The following is a 23343-nucleotide window of genomic DNA, read 5'->3' on the forward strand; positions in this document are numbered from 1 at the left end:
TTTTGCTCTTTTAATTTTTAGAACAAGATGGACTCAACAAAAATCATAGAAATTCTGGCCTATACTATACCTTCATTAATCACCGGAGGAGTGGCTTATTATTTGTTCAACTCTTATTTTAACGACCAACAAAATACAAGACGCTGGTTATTACAAAAAGAAGCTCAAAAAGAGGCTTTACCATTGCGTTTACAGGCCTACGAACGCATGGTTTTATATATGGAACGTATCAATCCTACTAAATTACTGATTAGGATTGTTCCTGTTTCTAATGATAAAGACGATTACGAAAATTTGATTATTTCGCAAATCGAACAGGAATTTGAGCATAATTTAACGCAGCAAATATATATGTCAGACGAATGCTGGACGATCATTGTCACGGCAAAAAACAGCACTATTCAGATGATTCGGAAAGCAAATATTAGCGATCGTGTAAACAGTGCTGATAAATTACGGGAAGTACTTTTGAATGATTTGATGGAAAAACAATCTCCTAGTAATACAGCTTTAGCTTATATCAAAAATGAAGTGAGCCAAATGTGGTAAACATATGTCGTTATAAAAAATATAATTCACTACTTTATACAGGATTATTCTTCTAAAACTAGTGAATTAGAGGTTGCAAAATCCGTATTGATTCTAAACTTATTCTTTCAACAATCTATTCAATTGAAATTGTTCGGCTTCATTTAAATATGGGACAATTTTTTCGAAAGAAACTCTCATTTCAGGATTTTTAAGTAGTTTTCTAATGTTATCTCTCCCAAATTTAGTGAATTGCCACATGTGATGCGTGGTAGCATTTACAAGGTTTTTCAAAACAATATCATTTATTATTTTGAAAGCAAGCAATTTCTCCAAAGCATTTTGCCGAGTATTTGCTTCATAATCAATTGATGAATATTGCATTAATTCGGTTTCCAAAGCTTGTTTGTCAAGAGGGTAATTTGGAGTTGTAAGTGCTAAAGACAGCCACAAAGTTCTCAAATTATAATCATTGAAACCCATCCAGGATTTTGATTTATTCAAATACTGAATGCGTTGCTCTGGAAAATTATTCCATAAATTATAGAGCGCCAGTTCTTGTGTTTGATATGATTTATCCTCTAAGAAAGTTTCATATTGCGTTCTGAAACTCTCCGGAATTTCATTCAATACTGCAGCAACTGTTTGACGTAATTGCACATTTTTAGTTGCTAAAGCTAAAATAAAAAGACTCTTTTTATCTTCCCATTTTTCATTTTTCAATTGATTCAGAATCGCTTCTTTTACCGAAAAATAAACCTCAGATTGCATTGTTTTTTCCATAAAATTACTTTTCTCCGATAACGGTATATTTTTTAATTTATTAACTTCAAACAGCATCTGAATTACTTTATTTTTTAGCAATAAACTGTTGGCTTGTTGCGTATTGAAAGTAGTAGTTTCAAGCCATACTTTACTAAAATTATCTATATCATAATTTGATGATTTTTTGATTTCAGCAAAGAAATCTTGTGTATTTACATTCTGAAATGCATGTTTTTTCAAATAGTTTTTCACCGCTTTTTTAAACGCTTTATCTCCTATTTCTTCATGTAAAACAAAAAGTGCCCAAGCTCCTTTTTGATAGAAAGTCAACGAACTGGCTTTGGCATTCAAAACAGGAATGGTATCCGTTCGGGAAGCAAATTTCAATTGTGATGCCGACTCATATAATTTGGAATAAAAATAATCTTCTCCATAGATTTCCTTTTCGGCCAGCAATGCATAATAAGTCGCAAAACCTTCTTGCAACCAATGATGTTTTCCGCTTTCGGCAGTGACTAAATTCCCAAACCACTGATGCGCTAATTCATGTGCGTTGACATTTGTATAACTTCTGTCCTCAAAACCGGTCGAATCGACTACATAACGCGCGTTGAAAAGCGTTGCTGATGTATTTTCCATTCCAGCATACAAGAAATCCCGAACTGGCGCTTGTTTGTAAATTCCCCAAGGGTACTTCACTCCTATTTCCTTTTCTAAAAAATCAAACATCCGTTTTGAATCTCTATAGGTTGGTTCAAATTTGCCACCGTCTTTTGATTCCAAATACATTTCTAAAGGAATTCCGGATTTAGATTTTTGACTGATTTTTTCAAATTTTCCGATAGCAAGCATCAATAAATATGAACTCATTGGTTTTTGCATTTGGTATTGCCAAACCGAAACTCCATCAAGTCCTGATTTAAATTTCAAAATTCCATTTGAAATTACCTGATAGTCTTTATTATATACAACATTCAAATTGAACACCACTTTCTCATTGACATCATCAAAACTGGGAAACCAATGACTGGTATATTTTCCTTGTCCCTGCGTCCAAATTTGTAAATTATCATTTGCTTTTGAGCCAACGAAATACATTGTTTGTTTTGGCTTAGCCAAATACTGAAAAGTCAGCTTGTTTTTCCCTTTTTTAAACGGAAAAATAAGTTGTAATTGTTTTTCTGTATTAATATAATTGACCAATTTTCCGTTGAGTTTCAAATTTGAAAACTCCATGTTCTGTGCATCAATTTTAATGGTATCAGTAGGTTTTAAAATATTAAAATCATAATCCACAGCACCGGAAACTGTTTTTTCAATTGGATTTATGGAAATTTTTCCCAAAACCGATTTAAAATCAACAAATTGGGTTTGTTGGGCAAAGATGAACGTAGAAATAAAAAAAAATAGGTATTTCATTAGGAAGGTATTTAATGCTTCGATTTTCAAAGTTACAAAGGTTTCCCAAACTAATCCGACTAATTTTGTAAGTTTACCTCCAGAAAATCACAAGAAAATTACTTTGAAAAAGAAAGCCTTATTTAATTGGAGCAGCGGCAAAGATTCTGCACTGGCCTTATATAAAACCCTACAAAATTCAGAAATTGAAATCACCTGTTTACTAACTAGTGTAAATCAACAACATCAACGTATTTCGATGCATGGTGTGCGAGTGGAATTATTGCAACAACAAGCAGAAAGCATTGGCTTAGCACTTGAAATCATGCAAATTCCCGAAATGCCAACCATGGAAGTCTATGAAAAAGTTATGCGAGAAACATTGGCCAAACTAAAAAGCCAAGGTGTAACCTATTCTATTTTTGGCGATATTTTTCTGGAAGATTTACGTAAATACCGTGAAGATAAATTAGCCGAAATAGGTTTTGAAGGTGTTTTTCCGCTTTGGAAGATCCCAACTCATGAAATTATTCAAGAGTTTATCAGTTTAGGTTTTAAAACAATTGTAGTTTGTGTCAATGAACGTTTTTTGGATAAAAGCTTTGTTGGTCGTGTTATTGACCAGAATTTCATCAATGAATTACCTGAAAATGTAGATGTTTGTGGCGAAAACGGTGAATTCCACACCTTCACATTTGACGGACCTATTTTTTCGAAACCAATTGATTTTGAAATTGGTGAAGTCGTGTATCGAAAATATGAAAAACCCGAAAAAGAAGATTCATCCGATACCGCCTGCGATACAAGTGCCTCTGACGCCTTTGCTTTTGGATTTTGGTATTGTGATTTGGTTGAAAAAAAATCGATTTAATTGATACTAAATTCATCATTTCAAATGGCTTCATTTTTATAATTTTTGTTTAAAGTAGAAATGACGTAACCAAAGTTTTTTAAAAACCTCGATGTTCTTTTGATAAAGCACTCCGTAATTAAGAAACTAAACCTTTTGAAAATGTATTTTAAAAAATTTGTAATATATTTTTCACCATTAATCGAAAAAATAGCCTGCGACTTTGTTTAAACAGCTAGTTTTTAGATGATTTTTCTTTTAAAAAGTTGCTTTAAATCATAACTGTTTTTTTCTAGACAACAGACATCGTTAAACTGATACAATTCACATTTTTACAATCACTTCTAATTAAATAGCCACAAATTCACTGATTAAAAAAATCTGTGAATCTGTGGCTAGGTTTTCATTTTTGAAGAGTTATACTAATCTATCGTTATAAATTTTTAGCAATTGAATCACCGTATTCCAATTTCGTATTGTTGCAATAACGTTTAGTTTTTTCTCGATGTATTTTTGGTCGAATCTTGTTTTACCTGCTCCAACAGCGTATTTAATAAAAATTTTGTTGCCGTCAATACTCGCTTCATCAGGTTTGAATTGGCTAATTTTCAAATCATTCATACTACTACTTTGCAACGTGGTCGAAATGAAAGCCACATATAACTTTTTGGTATCAACATCTTTTTCCTTCAGGAAAGGATTATTCTTTAAACAGGCTTCTAAATCTGCGGAACCAATCACCACAACAGGCACTTCATGACCAAAAGACTTGAAAATTTCCTGCTTGATTTTGAAACCAACTGCTGCTGCATTTTCTTCTTCGGTATCCACAAAAACATTTCCAGATTGAATGTACGTTTGCACATTTTGAAAGCCAATGGCTTCCAACGTTGTTTTTAGGGCTTCCATTTTTATCATACTGTGACCGGAAACATTGATACCACGAAGTAATGCGAGATGAGTTGTCATTTTTAAGCTTTTTATTTTTGCGAAGGTATTGAGAATAAAGGAGATTTTAGATTTACTTATTGGTGAAATGAATTCAGTACCAGCTTGTGATTCATGTGCAATCGTTTTGATTTATAATTTCATTTTAAGAATATCATTTTCTGTTGTGCATAATCAATATTTTATTTTAGAAATAAATATCAGTTCTGGATCAATTTGGCATCATATCATTTTAAAGCAAAAACTATTTTTACAATAAAATTCTTTATTTTCTTTTCTTTAATAATACAAAATATACGATTTAATCCGTTGTTAACTCTACTTTTGAAATCCACTGATTCTCCATTCCCCACTTTTTATTCGGTGATGCTCCCGTTTCAATGATTAGGGTTCCGCCATTACTGATTTCTTCCTGCGTCAACCAATTTCGATTTAAAGACTGACCGTTTAATTGAACCGATTGAACATAGAAATGCTCTTTATCGTAATTGCTCACTCGAATTTGAAATGATTTTCCGTTTTCCCAATTTAATTTTACAGACTCAAAGATTGGGGCCGTCAAATAGTAAATCGGGCTTCCAATGTTTGCAGGAGACAGCCCTATACTTCGCATCACAAACCAAGACGACATGGTTCCAGCATCATCATCCATAGTGCGAATATACGCTTGGGGTTCGTTCTTATAGATTTTTCCAATATAGGAATCAATGCCTTTGCTGTTGTCATTAAAATAAGCTTGAACCACGGTATCCAACATAATATTTCGAAATAGTTTTTGTGATTTCCAAGGTTGGGAACTCGCATTATACATTCCCGGAACTTGTAAATCTGGCTGATTTGCATGATTGTAATTGTCCTCGGCAAAGAATTGATCCAACTGCTTTAAAAAGGAAACTTCCCCACCAACTAATTTTTTTAATCCCGAAACATCAAAAGGTACAAACCAGCGATACTGCCAAACCGTACCTTGATACATCCCGCGAGCAGGCATTTTATCAATATCTTTTTGGGATAAATCGGCAAAATCTTTTTCCCAATAGCGCTTATATTCTTTTGCTTTATTCAAATATTTGGTACTCAATACAGAGTCTTTGGTGATTTTTAGGATTTCAGAAAGCGCCCAATTGTCATAAGAAGATTCCAAAGCCTTATCTGGTGAGTTGTATTCTAAACGATCTACTTCTGCAATCAAAGAATCTTTTATCGCATTAAAATCGATAGGATATCCTTTTTTGTAACCGTCTAATAAAACGACAATCGCATGTTCCGTTCGGACTGTAGGAGAGGATTCGTGTTTTGTTGCCCAATTATTTTTCCCATACGGATATAAATTAGCAATAGATTTTACTATAGGTCCAAAACGCTCCGGATAAGCCAGCGAAAGCATGGGTAATTGCTCGCGATAATTATCCCAAATGGCCCAACCGTTGTATGTAGGACTTGTAGCTTTTTGAATGGAACCATCAATAGCTTTGTAAGTGCCATCAGTTTCCGAAACTAAAAACGGCGCTTGTAAACCTCGATATAAAAGGGAATAGAATAAATCTTCCCGATCCTTTTCACCATTAACTTCAATTCTGTTCAAATGATGATTCCATACAGCAGTGGTTTGCACAGACAAGTCGTTTATGGATATCGTTTCTATTTTTGCTTTGGCGAAAGCCGTACTCACGGAAGAAAAACCAACACGAACTTCCATTTCAGTTGCATCTTCAAGGGCTCCAATTTGATACTGATGATCTGCAGTTTTTGTTATTGTTGCTAAATTAGAGAATTCCAACTCGTAATAAATACGGTAAATTCCCTTATCACAAGTAGTTTGGGTATCAATCCAACCGCTAATGCTTTTGGTGCCAATTTCATGCGCTTCGGCAACAAAGCGATTGACGAAAGCGTGGGATAAATCAATATGAAGCCCTGCTCCTTTTCTTGGAAATTTGTACTGATGTATTCCAAAATTATGTTTGACACTCATTTGAGCCTGAATTCCATTTTCGAAAGCGACTTTATAAACACCTGGGCTAGCTGATTCTTGTTTTTTGAGCAATAGCGTTTCGGCATCCCCATCCAAAATAGGTTTGATCAAAAGATTTCCTCCACTTCCTAAACAGCCCACTCCTTCGATACGGCTGTGTGTAAATCCCCGAAATTCTTTTGCCAGATGCTCGTAACCAGAATGAATATGAGGATAGGTTTGCGGGCCAATACTCATCATATTAAAAGGGGACGAAGCAGCTGGGGACATTTGGCCGTGATCGCCAGAAGTACCCAAAAAGACATTCACTTTTTCTACTGCTAATTTGTCATTAGCAACATTATTTTTTAAAGGCTGGCAGGCAATTATTAACAAAGCAAGACTTGAAACGATAATTTTTTTCATGGTATAGATTTATGGATCTAAGGGATCAATTGGATTTTGATGCAGCGATTCTATTTTTGGAACGAATTCTAATGCTGTCGAATGTAGTCTTTTTAAAATAATTGCAGGCAAATAACCCAATTCTTCCATACAACGGGCATTAAAATTTGGATTTCCTACATAGTCGCTATGGCTCACATTTGTAACGACGATACTTTTTTTGTCAACTGGCATTTGATATGCAATCATCAATCTGGTTGCATTGCGCAAATTGGTTGTGGTGTGCCGGGCAAAAGGATCAATAAGGATATTTTCTTCGGGAATATTGTAGATGTTCATTAATTCTTTTTTCATTTCAATAGCCTCACAATACGCCGCTCTAAAAGGATGGGCATGACCTCCAGAAACAATAATTAGCGGTGCTTTCTTGGCTTCATATTCTAATACTCCCAATTGCAAGTTTAGTTTTCCAATGGCGGACAATCGGTCTTGATAATTTTCCGGTCCGTTACCTAAAATTAGAACAGAAGCATAATCAAAAGCATTAAAATTAATTTTTTTTATATGAGCGATTGCTTTCTTATTCTCCTTTTCCTCCAAAGGTTCGTAGCGAGCCACTTCATCCCGATGGTTCATGTACAAAAGCGATAAACTGAAATCCAGGCTTTCCTGAAAAAACAACGCATTCGCTCTAGGCTTTTTATTGTGAAGAAAATCCGACCACATAAAAACAGAACCTTTATAAAATTGAGAATGAACATCATAAGAAACAGAATCTATTGTTGCATATTGGGCCCTTTCGCCAAGACCATAAACCTTCATAATGCGATTCATTCCTTGAGCACAAAGTTGCCATGCTTTTACGAGCAATTCGGTATCGCTACTGTTTTTAAAATTCTCGTATTTTCCAGAAGGGCGCAAATTATTTTTTACAAAATTTTGCAACTCCTTTTTATCTTTCATCAAAATACGAAGTTCCTCTTCAATACTAACGAGTTCATTTTCCTTAAATTGATACCCATTAACCAAGCAGGAAAGACTGTCTTTGCAAGACTTTAGTTTGGAACCAATCTCTTGTTGCTGATTCTTAAAAATGGTTTTAAAAACAACATTGTTCTCCATTAATTCACTGACGGCTTTTTCATTTTGAATTGCTGTCAACAAATAAAAATTCTTATCCTGAATCATTGAACCCGATTTCGAAGAGGAATAATCCAGTTCAAATCCTTTCCCTTTTTGGCTATAGCTTGAAACAAATACAAGCGCAACGAGTATGTAAATTATTTTTTTCATCTTTTTTTAATAAAAAATTGGGCAACCGTTTCGATTGCCCAATTTATTTTTAATTTTTTAAAAACCACTGTTCTGGGTTACTGTTCCTGCTGGCAGTGCGTCAATATACCGCTGCGGTATGGGGAAATATTCATTTTTCCCTGTGGTAAATACGGCATTGGTCAAATGCGTTCTTCTCGTTTTTTCGACGGTCAGATAGGTATTGATAACAGCATCTGCTTCTCCCCATCGAACTAAATTAAAGAAACGGTGACCTTCCATAGCTAGTTCTAAACGAGTTTCTAAATGCACTGCTGCTCTTGCGGCAACTGGATTGTTCCAGGTAGTGCCATACGGTTTAATACTGTAATTTGCGGCATTTGCACTTCCATCTAATGTTTTCACATAAGTAGAGTTAGCGGCACGATTCCTAATTTGGTTCACTAACGTTCGAGCTTCATCAATTTTTCCAATTTCGACTGCTGCTTCTGCTCTCCATAAAACAACCTCCGCATAACGCAGAATGTAATAATTTAAAGCATTTACATACGGCCAAACGGTAACATGAAAAGCAGATTTAGCCGAAACAATTCGCTTTTTAGGAGCAAAGGCGCCGTAAGTTGCCAAATCTCTCGCCCAGCTGTCTTGGTATAAAACACCCAAATCCTTGTAAGGAATTCCCGGACGTCCTATTGTGATATCGATACGTGGATCTACATTATCACTGGATACAACATTGATGTTATTTTCTAACGGCAAACCGTTGGCATCCGTTTTAAAGGCATTTACAAGATTCTGCGTAGGACGGTGAAAACCATATTGAGAATAAAATGGGCCTCCGGGTGCTGACAAACGATCTCCTATACTTCCGTTGTAGGAACTAGGTTGACCATCTTTTACAGAAAGTTGAACAGCAAAAATAACTTCCTTATTGTTGTCATTTTCCGGTAAAAATATTTGCTGAAAATCAGCTAATAAGCCATAATTACTACTCATTATTTCAGTCGTGGCATCATAAGCCAATTGCCATTTGTTTTGAAAAACATAACATTTAACCAGATAAGATTTAGCTGCAATTTTAGTTGGCCGGCCTAATTCTACTTGTGTAGCTGGCAAATCAGCATAAGCCAATTGAAAATCAGCTTCGATTTTAGTCCATAATTCTTCAGAGCTTAATGTCGTATTTGATTTAGCATAATCAGCCACTGTAGTTGCCGTTTCATCAATATACGGAATACGATTGTATATTTTTTTCAACTCAAAATAAAAATGACCTCTCAAAAATCGTAATTCTGCCATTCGTTTGACTTTCAAACTAGCTTCAAAATCAGACGATGCATTTAATAATCGCATGGCTTCATTTGCTCGTTTCACCCCTTCGTAAAGTGCCACCCATTTGCGTTCTATATCCAGCGTGGTTGAATTTTCATTGTAAATCTCCATTTGGTGAATATTGTTCTGATCTCCAGTTCCACCGCCGCCTTTGTAACTATCGTCCGAGGTGACATCTCCAAAACTCCAATTTGAACTTGGAGAATTAAGGGCATTCGTAGCTCCGTCAATTTGTCCGTTTAAAACGCTGTAAGCTGATATAATGGCGCGTTCTACATTAGCTGGCTTTGTCATCTCAGATGGATCGACCTCGCCATAGGTAACTTCCTCCAGAAAGGTATCAGAACAAGAACTCATTTGAAGTCCTAAAGCTAAAAAAGCTACTATTTTTATTGTGTTTTTTATTCGCATCATTTTTAAATTTAAAAGTTTAAATTACAACCAAAAGTAAATGTTCTTGAAGTGGGATAAATTCCTCTATCGATACCTATGTCAAGATTTCGGTTGCTTGAAGTGTAACTCTGTAACCCTATTTGGGGTGTTAAACCACTATATTTTGTTATGGTAAATACATTACTCGCTTGTCCATACAAACGCAATTTCATTCCAGCCAGAATATCTGGATTAAAAGTATACCCCAACTGTAAATTATTTAATTTAAAATAAGAACCATCTTCAACATAATAGGATGAAGGTCGGATATTATTATTTCTATCATCTAAGGACAATCTTGGAATAGAAGAATTTGGATTATCAACTGTCCAGGCTCCTAATAAAGCACTGTCTTTATTGTATGCTGCCTGATTAAAGAAATTAGTTTTGTATTTTGTCAGATTGTAAATATCGTTTCCAAAACTTCCATTAAAAAACATTCCCATATCAAACTGTTTGTATTTCAAATTGATATTAAAACCTAACATGATATCTGGATGTGGAGAACCGATAAAAGCTCTGTCATTACTATCAATTACTCCATCACCGTTTACATCTTTAAACTTCAAATCTCCCGCTTGTGCATTAGGTTGCATCCCATAATCCGTAACTTCTTGTTGACTGCGAAACAGACCTTCGGAAACAAATCCATAAAAAGATCCAATAGGCTGTCCAACGGCACTTCTGGATATTTCCTGACCAAAATTCACAGTATGCAAAGACGAACTAGGAATTCCTAAATAAGCTACACTATTCAAGGCAGTCAATTCATTTTTGTATCCCGTCAAATTTAAAGCAAGATCATAAGAGAAATCACTGATTTTATCGGCATAATTTAAATCCAATTCAAAACCACGGTTTTTCATTTGTCCGTCATTAATCCACTGTCCATCATTTGTACCTCCATAGGTTAATGGAATAACATTATAGACCAGAATATCATTAGTCTCTTTGTTGTAATATTCTGCCGTTACATTCAATTTATTATTGAAAAAACCAAGATCCAAGCCAATTGTTTGTTGAGTAGTAGTCTCCCAAGATAAATTTGCATTAGAAACTCGCGTTTGTGTTAATCCTGTTGCAATCACATTCTGACCTCCAATGGCATAATCAGAGTAATTATTGTTATTGGAATAACTATCAACCGTAGAATACGAAGGTAATTGTTGGTTCCCTGTTTGTCCCCAACTGGCACGAAGTAAAAAGGAAGTAAACGTATTTCCAAAATCAAAAAATTCTTCCTTATCTACTCTCCATCCTGCAGAAACTGCTGGAAAAGTGCCCCAGTTATTATTGGCTAATCTTGAAGTTCCATCTCTTCTCACCGTAGCACTCAGAATATATTTCTGATTGAAATTGTAATTTACTCTACCAAAATAGGAGTTTAAAGCCCATTCATTTGCAGTCCCCGTGTTTAATTGATTTTCAGTTCCGTAACTTAAATATCTGAAATTAGGATCTTCATAAAGGAAATTTTGGCGAGAAGCACCAAAACCTTCGTAATAATATTTAATCGCTTCTTGTCCTAAAAGAACATCCAGATTGTGTTGACCAAATTGCTTTTGATAATTTAAAGTATTAGATATTGTAAGTTGATAATTAAAATTGTTGCTTGTCGTTAACGCATTTTTTACGTTTTGCGAAAGAATCTCATTAAAAACCGGTGAAAAATCTCTGTAATTAAAACTTTGAAAATCCAATCCCAAAGAAGTTTTAAAAGTAAAATCACTAATTTTTACACTGGCAAATACATTTCCTAAAGCCTGAATTCGCTTTTGTTTATTGTCTTTGGCACGCGTTAAACTTCCTAATGGATTCGAAATATCGTTGATTGGGTTTCCCGCAAAATTTCCGTTTATATCATACACCGGAACAATCGAAGGAAATTGTAGGGCATTGTAAACAATACTTCCCAGAGAGCTATTAGTTCCAGTTGCAACTTGCTCCGAATAAGAAGCCGTAAAGTTTTCGCCAAAAGTCAGAAAATCTTTTATCTTGTAACTAGAATTAAATCGTGCCGAATAACGCTCAAATCCAGTGTGTTTTATAATTCCTTCCTGATTAAAATAGCCAAGTGTAAAAGCATGTTGACTTTTTTCATCTCCTTTTGACAAGGACAAATTATAAGAATGAACCGCTGCAGGTCGCATAATTTCATCAATCCATTTTACATTACCACTAGGAATTGTATTGGCAGCATTAAGAAATGCGGGAATTGTTGGGGAATTGGGATTATTGCCATAAATACCACTCGATGGAACTTTACCGTCATTCTTAGTGGCTTGCCAAAGTAAATCTCCATATTGCTGTGCATTCAACATTGTAGGTAAATTAAAAGCTGATTGAACACCGGAATACCCATCAAATTGCACTTCCGTTTTACCACTTTTGCCTCCTTTTTTAGTAGTTATAACAACAACACCATTTGCGGCTCGGGAACCATAAATTGAAGACGAAGCAGCATCCTTTAACACTTGAAGGGTTTCTATATCGGATGGATTGATGCCATTTAAACCATTCGACGCAGGAACTCCATCAATAATCACTAACGGATCATTGTTGTTAATTGTACTAAAACCGCGTACACGAATTGAAGATCCTCCTCCCGGGCTGTTATCACTCATGATTTGAACCCCTGGCAAACGACCTTCCAGCATTTCGGTCACATTTGCTTTAGGTTGTGATACAATCTCCTTCATTTTTACCGACGATACAGAACCGGTAACATTTCGTCTTTGTTCTGTTCCATAACCCATAACTACAACTTCGTCTAATTGAGAAGCGGATTCAGAAAGCATTACTTTAATTTCAGTCTGGTTTTCAATGTTGATTATTTTAGTCTCAAATCCGATGTAACTCACTGATAAAACCATTGTATTTTCAGGAACATTAATCGTAAATTTTCCATCAAAATTAGTCGTTGTTGCTATCGTGGTTCCTGCTACAAAAACAGAAGCCCCTGGAATAGGCAAATTAGATTCATCTAATACTACACCCGTTATTTTCCGGTTCTGTTGATCCTTTTTAACACTGCTATTTGTAGTAACCCCAATCAGTTCTTTTACTAAAACTCCATTTTTAGTAATCTTAAAATCAAGACTCACTTTAGTTTTCAAAACAGCTAAAACTTGACTTAAATCTTGGTTATTTATAGTAATAGAAATTTTCTTTTGAAGAAAATTTTGGTCTGACCTATAGATAAATTTGCTGTTTATTTGTCGTTCTATAAGCGTAAAGGTTTGCTTAATGGAAACGTCTTTTAGGTTTAAATTTATCTTTTCACTTTTAATTACTTTTTCTTCTACAGTAGTTATTGTTGAAGGATTCGAATACGATATCCCATTACCAAACAGCAGCAATAAGGATACGGTTAACATCATTTTTTGTTTCATTTTATCTGTGATTATTTATTGGTGGTTTTAAAAAACTAAAGCTGATTTAAAAAAGTTGATTTTTCTACGATTATCAGATGGAGTTAAGAAACCCTCTTTTTTTGTAGGATTCCATTGCTCTGCTAATATATTTGAGTGCAATAGCGATATGATTTTCAACCGTTTTAGGTGTGACATTTAAAATTTCAGCAATTTCTTTGTATTTTAATCCGTCAATTCTACTGAGTTCAAAAGCCTGACGTGATTTTTTAGGAATGATATCTAATATTTCACGTATCAAACTGGTTTTCATTTCTTTTTGTTCATTTTCAATAATTTCTTGTTCTCGACTTGGCGAAAACATAGAATTTATAGGTTTAGTTTCATCAATTTGCTGGTAAAACTGTTCTGATTTGCGTGCTGTTTTTAAACTGTTTTTCACTATTACATAGATATAAGATTTAGGGTTTTTAATTTTATCAAGAATATTTCTATTGGTCCACAACTGAATAAAGATATCAGCCACTTTTTCTTCGACAAGACAAGAGTTCGATTCATAACTCATTCCAAAACGACACAAAGGCGTATAATACCTATTAAAGAAAAGTTCCATTGCCTCGTATTGACCATTTCTAATTTGCTGAAATAAATAATCATCTGAAAAGCAATCGCTATTGCCCATTTTTGTTAGATTAATTTTCATGATACTTGCTTATTTCGATGTTATTTTGTGTGATTTTTGTTATCCTGACATCTGAAATAAACTCTAAAGAAGTTATAAATTCATCTATTGTCTGACTTTTAAAAGCACCTTTTATATGCTGATTAGCAATGGCAGAATCCTTAATAATAAAATTAACTCCATAGAATTGATTAATTTTTGGAAGTGCATCTTCAAATTTCTCATTATCTAAAAGGAGAATATTGTCTTTCCAAGCAGAAACCTTATTCACATCAAAATTTCTTTTGATCACTAATTTGGTTTTAGAATTCCACACTAATTCTTCATTTGGCAAAAGGTTAATTTCATCCTTACTCTCCTTGAGTACTACATTTACCTTTCCTTTTGTTAAGGAGATCGTTTGATTAATAGTGTTGCTATTAACATTAAATTCTGTTCCTAAAACTTTTATTTTAAAATCGTTAGTCCGGACAATAAAAGGAGAATTGATATTTTTCGTAACTTTAAAAAAAGCTTCTCCTTTCAACCAAATACTTCTTTGTTTTCCAAAATCACTGGAATATTTGACTTCACTGCCCGCATTTAAAGTAACAGTACTACTATCCGGTAAAATGAAAGTAAGTCGCTGTCCTTTTGGTGCAATTTTATGATTGGTGTATTCAGATTGTGTGTTTCCAATGAAATAGAAACCTAAACAAAAAACTACTAGGAATGCTATAGAAAGAATTGCCTTTCTTTTTATGGAAACTTTTACAGATGTAACTCTCTCTGATTTGCTGGATCTAGCAAGAATTCTTTCAAAAGAAATAGTTTGCTTTGGTAATTCATTATTGGGATAACTGATCCAAATGGTTTGAAAATTTTCAAAAATAGCAAGTAAATTATCGTCTAAAGACAATTCGATTTCAAATACAGATCGCTCTGCTTTTGACATTTCATTAGCAAGATATCGCACACATTTTTTTTCCTTCTGACTTATATTCAACATAAATATTTCCCTTTGCTTATAGGAGTCAAAATAAGAGAAATACCCCTAGTTTTCAATACCATCAAATAAACACGATATTGTTAATGAATTGTTAATGGATATATTATACGGCTAATATGTTTGTTTTTATTAATTTGTCTTTAAAAGAAATTTTTGACCAATATTTAATTTTTTTAACAGAATAGTTAGGTAACAAGAGGTATAATTTAACACCATAAACGATAAATAAGTATCTTAGTAAAGATCCGTTTGACGTTTAGTTTAAATAAAAATGAAGTGTTACTAAACTGACACTAAAAAAATTCTGTTTTGAAAGTAAGCAGTTAGAAATATATGATGTCTCAATTATTAAAAAATGTTTTTGCCACAGCCAACAAGGGATCACAATATTTTTAGAATTAGATAAAAAAGTGACTTATCAAACTAGGATAATCTTTGATAAAGAGATTAAAAGCTTAATTAAAATTCAACATTAAATTTTAGCCGATGCTGATTATCTTACGCTGTGGGCACTACGACAAAAATATTGAACAACTTGAAAGTGTAATTTTTCTAAAAAAAAAATTATATTTCTTTAAAATCCAGTTACATTTACCCATGTTTCTGTTCTATTTCTTGTTGTTTTCTAAAATACTGATGCTGAATTTTTTTGTTGCTTAAATGACAATTATAAATTTTTGTGTTTTATGATTGAAAATCTACTACTAAATATGGACTCTATTACAGTAACAAAACCTTAAAAAGAATACAAATAAAAAATGACTGTAACTATAATAATAGCATTATGTGTTTTATTACTCATTGCTTACTTATTTGATTTGACCTCTTCTGTAACAAAAATTCCATCCGTAATTCTTTTATTATTTTTGGGTTGGATTGCAAGACAGGTGATTACTTTTTTTGATTTTCATGCTCCCAATTTTACTGCAATCTTACCTGCTTTAGGAACCATTGGTCTAATTCTGATTGTGTTAGAAGGTTCTCTGGAGGTTGAACTCAATAAATCTAAAATAGGAATTGTTAAAAAATCTTTTCTTGGTGCCCTTGTCCCAATGATTACACTGGCAATTATACTTGCCTTTTTGTTCAACTATTATGGTAATTATGGTTTTAAGGATAGTTTAGCAAATGCAATTCCGTTTTGTATTATAAGCAGTGCCGTAGCAATTCCCAGCGTGACGAATCTTGCCGCTTCATCAAAAGAGTTTGTTATTTATGAAAGTAGCTTATCTGATATTTTGGGTGTTATACTTTTTAATTTTATTGTCTTAAACGAAGTTATAAATTTTAATTCTTTTGTCAATTTCGGTTTTCAGTTGGTAATAATTTTTGCAATTTCGTTTGCGGCGACCATCGGATTGGCTTTTTTACTTAATAAAATTGAACACCACGTGAAATTTGTTCCAATCATTTTGCTTATTGTATTGATTTATGAAGTTTCAAAAATATACCATCTTCCCGGTCTTATTTTTATTTTAATTTTTGGATTGTTTATTGGTAATCTTGACGAACTGAAACAATTTAAATGGATTCAAAAGTTCAAACCAGACGAATTAAATACAGAAGTTCAAAAATTCAAAGAGCTGACTATAGAAGCCGCTTTTCTAGTACGAGCCTTGTTTTTTCTACTTTTTGGCTTTCTAATTGAAACAGCAGAAATTATCGATTTAAAAACACTGCCTTGGGCTTTTGTAATTGTATCTCTTATTTTTATCTTTAGAATAATACAGCTAAAATTATCTCGATTACCTATGCAGCCTTTACTTTTTGTGGCTCCAAGAGGATTGATTACAATACTACTTTTTTTGTCAATTCCTGTGATCCATCAGATCTCGATTGTTAATAAATCATTGATTATTCAAGTAATTATTTTGACTGCAGTATTGATGATGGCAGGTTTAATGGTAGCAAAACCGCAACCCCAAAAATAATATCTTTGTAACCTTACGGCACATAATTTTTGGTATGTTCTGGATTTTTATACCACAAAAACCTAAAGCTATATTTTACATAAAAGAAGCGTTCATTTATAATCATCAACAGTCTTTAAGTTGCAATTATAGTGCTGTTTTGTATAAAAAATGTAAAGACTTCCTAATGCAGTGACTACTATTTCAACTTTATAATTTGGTTACATGACTAGTAATTGTTGATGATAGCTTCTGATAGTACTCTATATATAGTGTGTAAGTACATTCATTTAATATGGTGCAAAAGGGGCATTCTTGCTCGATTTTATTTTCCTTCAAACACTAAAATTTTGCACGATCAATTGGTTGAAAATCTCTGAAAATCTTTGGCAGAGAATCTCCGTTTTACAAAAATATAATTATACCTCTACTCAAATTTTTAACTGATAAAAGTATTATCTTTAAAATATGAAAAAGCATCACACTATTATTATAGCTGGAGCCGGCGGAATTGCAGAAGCTGTTGGTTTATTACTAATGGAATGGAGTATGATTACTCCTACTCTTTTTATTGGCGATAGATCCCAATCAAAAGCAAAAAAAGTAGCAAGTTGGATTCATGAAGGAACAACAAAGTCATTATCAATTCAAGATTTTCATCTTGCTGAAAAAGGCATTACGGAGGATATGAAAATTATTTTACGTCAAGGCGATATTATTCTGGATTGTCTGCCGGGTGATCAGGCGCCGAGGATTGCGCAGTTTGCCAAAGATTTTAATTTACATTATGCAAATCTTACGGAATATGTAACAGAAACCGAAGAGATTATAGCTTTGGCAAAAGAAGCCAAAACGGGTTTTATTCTTCAAACAGGTTTAGCGCCCGGATATATTGATTTGCTCGCTAATGGTCTTTTTCAACAATTTTGTTTGGACTTTGAAGTGAAGCAAGTGGATAAACTTGAATTAAAAGTAGGAGCGCTAACCAAGCATGCTGTTGCCCCACATTATTACGGTTTTACATGGAGTCCTATTGGTGTGGCTACCGAATATGTTAAAAACACCATAGTACTAAGGAATTACAAAAAAATAAAACTGCCATCATTATCGGAAAGAGCATCCATCATTATTGATGGAATCATGTATGAAGAAGACCTGACTTCAGGAGGTGCTGCTGATTTACCGGATGCTTTAGCAGGAAAAGTACGTTCACTTGATTATAAAACATTACGTCATCCCGGTCATTATGAGTGGGTACAAAAACAAATTAATAATACAGCAAATACAGTTAATGCAATTGAGAGTCTGCAAAAAGAAATGGAAGCGAGTATTCCACATGTTGAAGACGACCAAATTATTTTGTACGCAGCCGTAGAAGGTGAAGATGCAGCTGGAATTTTGCAAAGACGAGAAATTTCCAAGCGAATTATTCCACAAATGGTAGGAAAACATCGGTTACGAGCAATTCAAATTACTACAGCAGCACCGCTCGTACAAGCAGCCCAACTTTTGCTTGAATCGTCATTGAGCGGTGTTATTCTGCAAAGTCAAATTGATCCGATTGCTTTTTTGAATGGAAATTATATTATTCCGGTTTACGGTACAGTTTTAAAAGTATGATAAACCAGCGCCAAGACATGAAATAGCTCCGGTTTTCTTTAATAAAAGGAGATAGTATAATGACAAAATAAGAGAAGAATGTTTCTCTTTCGTTAAAAATAAATTTGAATTACAACATACGGAATACTCTACTCTAAAGGATTTGTGACAACACAATTAATACAATCGCAATAAGAGCCATAAATAAACCTATTAAATTTAATTTTGTTAGTTTTTCTTTAAAAATAAAAACACCAACAAGACTACCTACTAAAATTACCCCCATGTTCATGCCTGCAAATACTGTTGATGGATTTTCAGAAAAAGCTTTATGTGCTTTGAGATAAAAAAGAATATTTCCAAAGTTAAATACACCCACCAGACTACCAAAAAGAATATTCTTAAAACTCAATGCCACTTTATTTACAATCACATCATATACCATCGCCCCGACCATAATACTTAAAGCAATTCCAAAAACTACAAATAATGAAGTAGTGTACGGCAAACTAGTGTATAGTGCAATTTGTTTAAACAAAATATCTATAATTCCAAAACCAAGCAATACTACCGTAGGATAAATCCATTTGTTTTCTGTTTTTTGAGCTGGTTTTGCAAGAATAAGTACTAACGCTGGAAATCCTACGACTAATGCTGAAATTTTCAATACATTAAAATCTTCTTTAAAAAATAACCATGCAGCTAAAACTGGAATAAAAAGAGAAAGTCTCTGGGCCGCATCTGTTTTTACAATCCCCACCTGTTTTATTGATGCTGCCAAAAAAAGAAAAATAGAAGGCAACAAAATTCCAATTGGTACATAAATTACCCATGGCGCTACAGATCCTAAATTAGTTAGATCAGGACTGAAGAAAAAATAACAAAAAACAAGCGCAAATACATAATTCCAAGCAACAATTTGAATAGAACTAACGGCATAACTGCGTGAAATTTTAAACAACACCCCTACAGTAACACTACAAATAATACTTAAAATCAGAAAGAGCATAGCAAATTTTTAAGTGGCAAAATTACTATTTATTGTCAATCTTAAGACTCTTTTTATTCATTTTAAAAATATAAGTAGTTGGACCTATTTAATGTCCTACTAAAAAAGGAGTGAAATAATATTTAACACATAAGTCATGTAAGAATTAAACCTTAAATGACCTTATGATTGTGATAGTTACATAAGGCTAACACAATCTAAACTTAAACTTATATGACTTATATGGTAAAAAAAATGCAACATTGTTTTATTTTTATTGCTTATCTCCGAACTAAAACTAAATATTGTTCAAATTTTAAGTTGTTAAATGCTAGCAAAAACCAGATTATTTTGTTGACTCATTAAAAATAAAATAGTGGTCAAAACAAATATTTGTAGTAGTGTTTTCCTGTTTTACTTTGATTTCTACTACTTTTGTAAGATGGATTCTTTTACTCAAATTGCTTTAGGAATTGCGGTTGCCGAAGTATGCTCAGGCAAAAAAATCAGGAATAAAACAATTTTTTATGGTGCTGTTTTAGGCACTATTCCAGATTTAGATGTTGTCATAGGACTGTTCTTAAATCCTGTTGATGCAGTTCTAATTCATCGTGGCATAAGCCATTCCTTCTTCCTATTTCTATTTTTATCGCCTGTTTTAGGTTGGATTATTTCAAAAATAGAAAGAGATAAAATCAAATTTTTTCCGGCAACTGTAATGTCTTTTTGGTGTTTGTTTACGCATGTGCTATTAGATCTATTTACGTCATGGGGAACACAAATTTTATGGCCTTTAGAGCATCGATTTGCACTTAAAACCATTTTTGTTATTGATCCGCTGTACACAATTCCGCTCATCATATCTCTAATAATGGTCTGGAAAACAAAAAATATCGTGCTTCGTAAAAGATACATAATTAGAGGATTATGGATCAGCAGTTCTTATTTGCTTTTGTCTTGTTTTATAAAATTGTATGCGTTGAACCAATTTGAAAAAGCATTGGTAAACCAAAGAATACAGTATTCAGAAATTATAGTAAAACCAACCGCTTTTAATATTATTTTATGGAATGCTAACGTAGCCACGACTGAAAATTATTTGTTGAGCGACTACTCTCTTTTTGACACACAACCTATTTCGTTCACTGCTTACAGCAAAAATAAAACTTTAGAATCACAATTAATTGGCAATTCTGATTTTGAGAAACTAAAAAAAGCCAGTGAAGGTTGGTACATCATTTCTCAAAAATATAAAACTCTATATTTCAATGATTTGCGCTTTGGATTGTTAAATGACAGCCCAAAGAATCCGCAATTTGCTTTCAGTTATCAATTTATGGCAAATAACACAAAATTGAAAGCAGTTGAAGTCTCAAAAAGTAAAAAAGATGGAAAGCGACTGCTTCAAAAAATAGTGAAACGAATACAAGGCAATTGAGTTACTACATCAATCACTCTTCAGCCAGCCTGTAATACTCATTCTTGTGTTATGAGTCACTAAAACCTCATGAACTAATTCATCACTTTTAAAAAAAATAGTTTTACCCTGAGTAGGTGCAATTTTCTGACTGCTGTTTACTTGATGAACTAGTAATTCGCCGCCATCGCTTTCTTGCCAGTTACTATTCAAGTAGCTAATCATTGAATATTTTCGGCTGGGATTATTTTTGAATTGATCTAAATGCTTTAAATAAAAGTCACCAGATTCATATAGTGAATAATGAAATTCATAACCCGTGATTCCAGCGTAACAACTTTGGTTTAGATAAATAATAAAAGCTTCTATTTGGGTAAAAAATTCATTTTCGAAGACATTATTGTGTTTTTTATCCAGCCAATAAATTGAATCGCTTCGTATTGCGCCATCATACGAAAGCTTCTCTGCATTGCCAATTCCAGCTTCAATCAATAAACTTTTTTGGTTCAAACCAATCAGATTTTGTTTTAGATTAGTGGCTAAATCAGCACTTAAAAAATGTTCAGATATACCCACTTTATTTTCAATATAAGAGGATATTATTTCTTCAAAGCTATTTTCCATTACTTTTAAATTGACCGAATAGACGGTTAACGTACCAAGGTAGACTAATAAAATATGTTAAATACTGATTCTGAAATAAATAAAAAATTAAATGAGAAATTAACAGCATTAGTGAGAAAAACACAGTTTAAATGTTTGAATTTAAGACTCTCAATCAAATTATTTTATATCAAAGGATCTTTCTTGATGTACTTTTTAGATATTGTAAATCAATAGTAAATAACTGGTTATATTAAAAAAAAAGTCATTTAAGAAACTACAAACGAGTAATTTCTTAAATGACTGATATGATAAAAAAAATATTCTTTTATAATTTACTAATAAAGCTACCGTAAATATCCTTGAACTGGTAACCTTCAGAAAAGCGATCTTTACTTAGTTTTTTGTATTCTACTAGTGCCCAAAGAATAAATTCTTTCATGAAAAATTTATCTTCTTTTTCTAATTGCGGTTGGTATTTTTTAATTAAAATTTCAAGCGGAACAATACTTCCTAGTATTCTTTCATACTCTTCATCAGAACAATCGTCTAATAATTCAAAACCGCTCTCGGCAAAAAACCATTCAATGATATCCGTATAGGCATTTTTAGTTCCTTCTTTTTCTAGTTTTTCAATTTTTGGAAAATATGCTGGGAAGAACGTATGTATTGCATCTCCTAATAAATGTTGTGCTACAGCGGCGGCTCCCTCCTGCTCTCCTTCGTAAACTAATTCTACTTTTCCGGTTATGGCAGGTATAATTCCCATAAAGTCAGATAAGCGTAAAGTTGTTTTTTCAGCACCTGATTTCAAAGCTCTTCTTTCTGCTGTACTTAATAAATTCTCGAAAGCGGTGATACTCAATCTGGCACTAACACCACTTTTGTTGTCAATATACTCACTTTCTCTCGCTTCAAAACTGATTTGTTCTAATAAATCCCGTGCTAATGAAGGGACATATACCATATCATTTTGTGTTGCATCCAGTTTTGCTTCTTGTTCTGTAATTGTTCTGGCAATTTTAATGGTTTCCGGGTAATGTGTCAAGATTTGGGATCCAATTCTATCTTTCAATGGTGTTACAATACTTCCACGATTGGTATAATCCTCTGGATTAGCTGTAAAAACAAATTGTAAATCTAGTGGCATACGCAACTTGAAACCACGAATTTGAATATCACCTTCCTGTAAAATATTAAATAACGCAACTTGAATTCTAGCTTGTAAATCAGGTAATTCATTGATTACAAAAATACAACGATTTGCTCTTGGAATCATACCAAAATGAATAACACGATCATCCGCATAAGATAGTTTTAAATTGGCTGCTTTTATGGGATCTACATCACCAATTAAATCAGCGACGGTTACATCTGGCGTAGCTAATTTTTCGAAGAAACGATCGCTTCTGTGCAACCACGAAATTGGAGTTTCGTCGCCTTTAGTTTCGATAATGTCCTTAGCAAATCGTGAAATGGGTTGCAAAGGATCATCATTAATCTCTGAACCCGTTACAAACGGAATGTATTCATCTAACAATTCGATCATTTTACGCGCCAATCTAGTTTTGGCTTGACCACGAAGACCTAACAAATTAATATTATGACGCGATAAAATTGCGCGTTCTAGTTCTGGAATTACCGTGTTTTCAAAGCCGTATACTCCTTCAAAAGTTGGTTTTCCTGACTTTATTTTTTCTCTTAAGTTGGATCGCAATTCATCTTTAATATTTTTGCTTTTATATCCTGACTTTTTTAATTCGCCTAGTGTTTTTATAGTATTCATTTATTTTTTATTGAAATTATTATTGAAATTGTAAATGGTATATTAGCAGGGTTTGCGTTAGGGATAGAAGCGACATCCTTTTGTGAAGCGATAGCGAAACAAAAGATATAGCGGA

The 23343-nt window shown here is 33.3% G+C and carries 16 protein-coding genes; 5 read left to right on the forward strand and 11 right to left on the reverse strand.

Features of this window, described 5'->3' with window-relative positions:
* The first annotated feature begins 27 nt into the window (after positions 1-27).
* Complete coding sequence (locus ACEN2F_RS00400) at positions 28-549, forward strand: DUF7935 family protein (protein WP_441734610.1); 522 nt, start codon at positions 28-30, stop codon at positions 547-549.
* Positions 550-648: 99 nt separating this feature from the next.
* Here the strand turns inward: ACEN2F_RS00400 and ACEN2F_RS00405 are convergent, their stop codons facing one another.
* The gene (locus ACEN2F_RS00405) at positions 649-2712 is read right to left on the reverse strand and encodes a M1 family metallopeptidase (protein WP_441734612.1); all 2064 of its coding nucleotides are present in this window, start codon (positions 2710-2712) and stop codon (positions 649-651) included.
* 103 nt (positions 2713-2815) lie between these two features.
* Here ACEN2F_RS00405 and ACEN2F_RS00410 point away from each other — a divergent pair, with 103 nt between their 5' ends.
* Positions 2816-3562, forward strand: coding sequence for a diphthine--ammonia ligase (locus tag ACEN2F_RS00410; RefSeq protein WP_441734615.1), 747 nt, complete (start codon positions 2816-2818; stop codon positions 3560-3562).
* Between the two features lie 396 nt (positions 3563-3958).
* On the opposite strand, the gene ACEN2F_RS00415 is transcribed toward ACEN2F_RS00410, so the two are convergent.
* The 7 genes from ACEN2F_RS00415 to ACEN2F_RS00445 all read right to left on the reverse strand — a co-directional run bounded on the left by ACEN2F_RS00415 (position 3959) and on the right by ACEN2F_RS00445 (position 14925).
* Positions 3959-4510: a DUF1697 domain-containing protein gene (locus ACEN2F_RS00415; protein ID WP_441734617.1), complete on the reverse strand. Its 552-nt coding sequence runs from the start codon at positions 4508-4510 to the stop codon at positions 3959-3961.
* 280 nt (positions 4511-4790) lie between these two features.
* Positions 4791-6869, reverse strand: coding sequence for a glycoside hydrolase domain-containing protein (locus ACEN2F_RS00420; RefSeq protein WP_441734618.1), 2079 nt, complete (start codon positions 6867-6869; stop codon positions 4791-4793).
* 9 nt (positions 6870-6878) lie between these two features.
* Positions 6879-8141: a YdcF family protein gene (locus ACEN2F_RS00425; protein ID WP_441734620.1), complete on the reverse strand. Its 1263-nt coding sequence runs from the start codon at positions 8139-8141 to the stop codon at positions 6879-6881.
* Positions 8142-8198: 57 nt separating this feature from the next.
* A complete protein-coding gene (locus tag ACEN2F_RS00430; RefSeq protein ID WP_441735910.1) occupies positions 8199-9863 on the reverse strand; it encodes a RagB/SusD family nutrient uptake outer membrane protein in 1665 nt (554 codons plus the stop codon).
* A gap of 11 nt (positions 9864-9874) precedes the next feature.
* On the reverse strand, positions 9875-13264 hold the full coding sequence (locus ACEN2F_RS00435) for a SusC/RagA family TonB-linked outer membrane protein (RefSeq protein ID WP_441734622.1): 3390 nt from the start codon (positions 13262-13264) through the stop codon (positions 9875-9877).
* 85 nt (positions 13265-13349) lie between these two features.
* The gene (locus ACEN2F_RS00440; RefSeq protein ID WP_441734625.1) at positions 13350-13958 is read right to left on the reverse strand and encodes an RNA polymerase sigma factor; all 609 of its coding nucleotides are present in this window, start codon (positions 13956-13958) and stop codon (positions 13350-13352) included.
* A complete protein-coding gene (locus ACEN2F_RS00445; RefSeq protein WP_441734627.1) occupies positions 13948-14925 on the reverse strand; it encodes a FecR family protein in 978 nt (325 codons plus the stop codon). Before ACEN2F_RS00445 ends, ACEN2F_RS00440 begins: the two co-directional genes overlap by 11 nt.
* Before the next feature lie 758 nt (positions 14926-15683).
* Here ACEN2F_RS00445 and ACEN2F_RS00450 point away from each other — a divergent pair.
* Both ACEN2F_RS00450 and ACEN2F_RS00455 read left to right on the forward strand, forming a co-directional pair.
* Complete coding sequence (locus tag ACEN2F_RS00450) at positions 15684-16856, forward strand: sodium:proton antiporter (RefSeq protein ID WP_441734630.1); 1173 nt, start codon at positions 15684-15686, stop codon at positions 16854-16856.
* A gap of 447 nt (positions 16857-17303) precedes the next feature.
* Complete coding sequence (locus tag ACEN2F_RS00455) at positions 17304-18455, forward strand: saccharopine dehydrogenase family protein (RefSeq protein WP_441734632.1); 1152 nt, start codon at positions 17304-17306, stop codon at positions 18453-18455.
* A 133-nt stretch (positions 18456-18588) separates the two neighbouring features.
* On the opposite strand, the gene ACEN2F_RS00460 is transcribed toward ACEN2F_RS00455, so the two are convergent.
* Positions 18589-19443, reverse strand: coding sequence for an EamA family transporter (locus ACEN2F_RS00460; RefSeq protein ID WP_441734634.1), 855 nt, complete (start codon positions 19441-19443; stop codon positions 18589-18591).
* Positions 19444-19864: 421 nt separating this feature from the next.
* Here ACEN2F_RS00460 and ACEN2F_RS00465 point away from each other — a divergent pair, with 421 nt between their 5' ends.
* On the forward strand, positions 19865-20860 hold the full coding sequence (locus ACEN2F_RS00465) for a metal-dependent hydrolase (RefSeq protein ID WP_441734637.1): 996 nt from the start codon (positions 19865-19867) through the stop codon (positions 20858-20860).
* A gap of 9 nt (positions 20861-20869) precedes the next feature.
* Here the strand turns inward: ACEN2F_RS00465 and ACEN2F_RS00470 are convergent, their stop codons facing one another.
* Both ACEN2F_RS00470 and ACEN2F_RS00475 read right to left on the reverse strand, forming a co-directional pair.
* Positions 20870-21463, reverse strand: coding sequence for a 2OG-Fe(II) oxygenase (locus tag ACEN2F_RS00470; protein ID WP_441734639.1), 594 nt, complete (start codon positions 21461-21463; stop codon positions 20870-20872).
* 307 nt (positions 21464-21770) lie between these two features.
* Positions 21771-23228: a magnesium chelatase gene (locus tag ACEN2F_RS00475; RefSeq protein ID WP_441734641.1), complete on the reverse strand. Its 1458-nt coding sequence runs from the start codon at positions 23226-23228 to the stop codon at positions 21771-21773.
* Between the last annotated feature and the right edge of the window lie 115 nt (positions 23229-23343).

Origin of the sequence: Flavobacterium sp. W20_MBD1_R3 (assembly GCF_052119725.1) — a bacterium.
GTDB lineage: Bacteria > Bacteroidota > Bacteroidia > Flavobacteriales > Flavobacteriaceae > Flavobacterium.

Excerpts from the sequence above, each read along its gene's own strand:
- ACEN2F_RS00440 (WP_441734625.1), bottom strand. The coding sequence starts at position 13,958 with ATGAAAATTAATCTAACAAAAATGGGCAATAGCGATTGCTTTTCAGAT.
- ACEN2F_RS00465 (WP_441734637.1), top strand. The coding sequence starts at position 19,865 with ATGGATTCTTTTACTCAAATTGCTTTAGGAATTGCGGTTGCCGAAGTA.
- ACEN2F_RS00425 (WP_441734620.1), bottom strand. The coding sequence starts at position 8,141 with ATGAAAAAAATAATTTACATACTCGTTGCGCTTGTATTTGTTTCAAGC.
- ACEN2F_RS00415 (WP_441734617.1), bottom strand. The coding sequence starts at position 4,510 with ATGACAACTCATCTCGCATTACTTCGTGGTATCAATGTTTCCGGTCAC.
- ACEN2F_RS00470 (WP_441734639.1), bottom strand. The coding sequence starts at position 21,463 with ATGGAAAATAGCTTTGAAGAAATAATATCCTCTTATATTGAAAATAAA.
- ACEN2F_RS00450 (WP_441734630.1), top strand. The coding sequence starts at position 15,684 with ATGACTGTAACTATAATAATAGCATTATGTGTTTTATTACTCATTGCT.
- ACEN2F_RS00435 (WP_441734622.1), bottom strand. The coding sequence starts at position 13,264 with ATGATGTTAACCGTATCCTTATTGCTGCTGTTTGGTAATGGGATATCG.
- ACEN2F_RS00475 (WP_441734641.1), bottom strand. The coding sequence starts at position 23,228 with ATGAATACTATAAAAACACTAGGCGAATTAAAAAAGTCAGGATATAAA.
- ACEN2F_RS00400 (WP_441734610.1), top strand. The coding sequence starts at position 28 with ATGGACTCAACAAAAATCATAGAAATTCTGGCCTATACTATACCTTCA.
- ACEN2F_RS00405 (WP_441734612.1), bottom strand. The coding sequence starts at position 2,712 with ATGAAATACCTATTTTTTTTTATTTCTACGTTCATCTTTGCCCAACAA.
- ACEN2F_RS00455 (WP_441734632.1), top strand. The coding sequence starts at position 17,304 with ATGAAAAAGCATCACACTATTATTATAGCTGGAGCCGGCGGAATTGCA.
- ACEN2F_RS00430 (WP_441735910.1), bottom strand. The coding sequence starts at position 9,863 with ATGCGAATAAAAAACACAATAAAAATAGTAGCTTTTTTAGCTTTAGGA.
- ACEN2F_RS00460 (WP_441734634.1), bottom strand. The coding sequence starts at position 19,443 with ATGCTCTTTCTGATTTTAAGTATTATTTGTAGTGTTACTGTAGGGGTG.
- ACEN2F_RS00445 (WP_441734627.1), bottom strand. The coding sequence starts at position 14,925 with ATGTTGAATATAAGTCAGAAGGAAAAAAAATGTGTGCGATATCTTGCT.
- ACEN2F_RS00420 (WP_441734618.1), bottom strand. The coding sequence starts at position 6,869 with ATGAAAAAAATTATCGTTTCAAGTCTTGCTTTGTTAATAATTGCCTGC.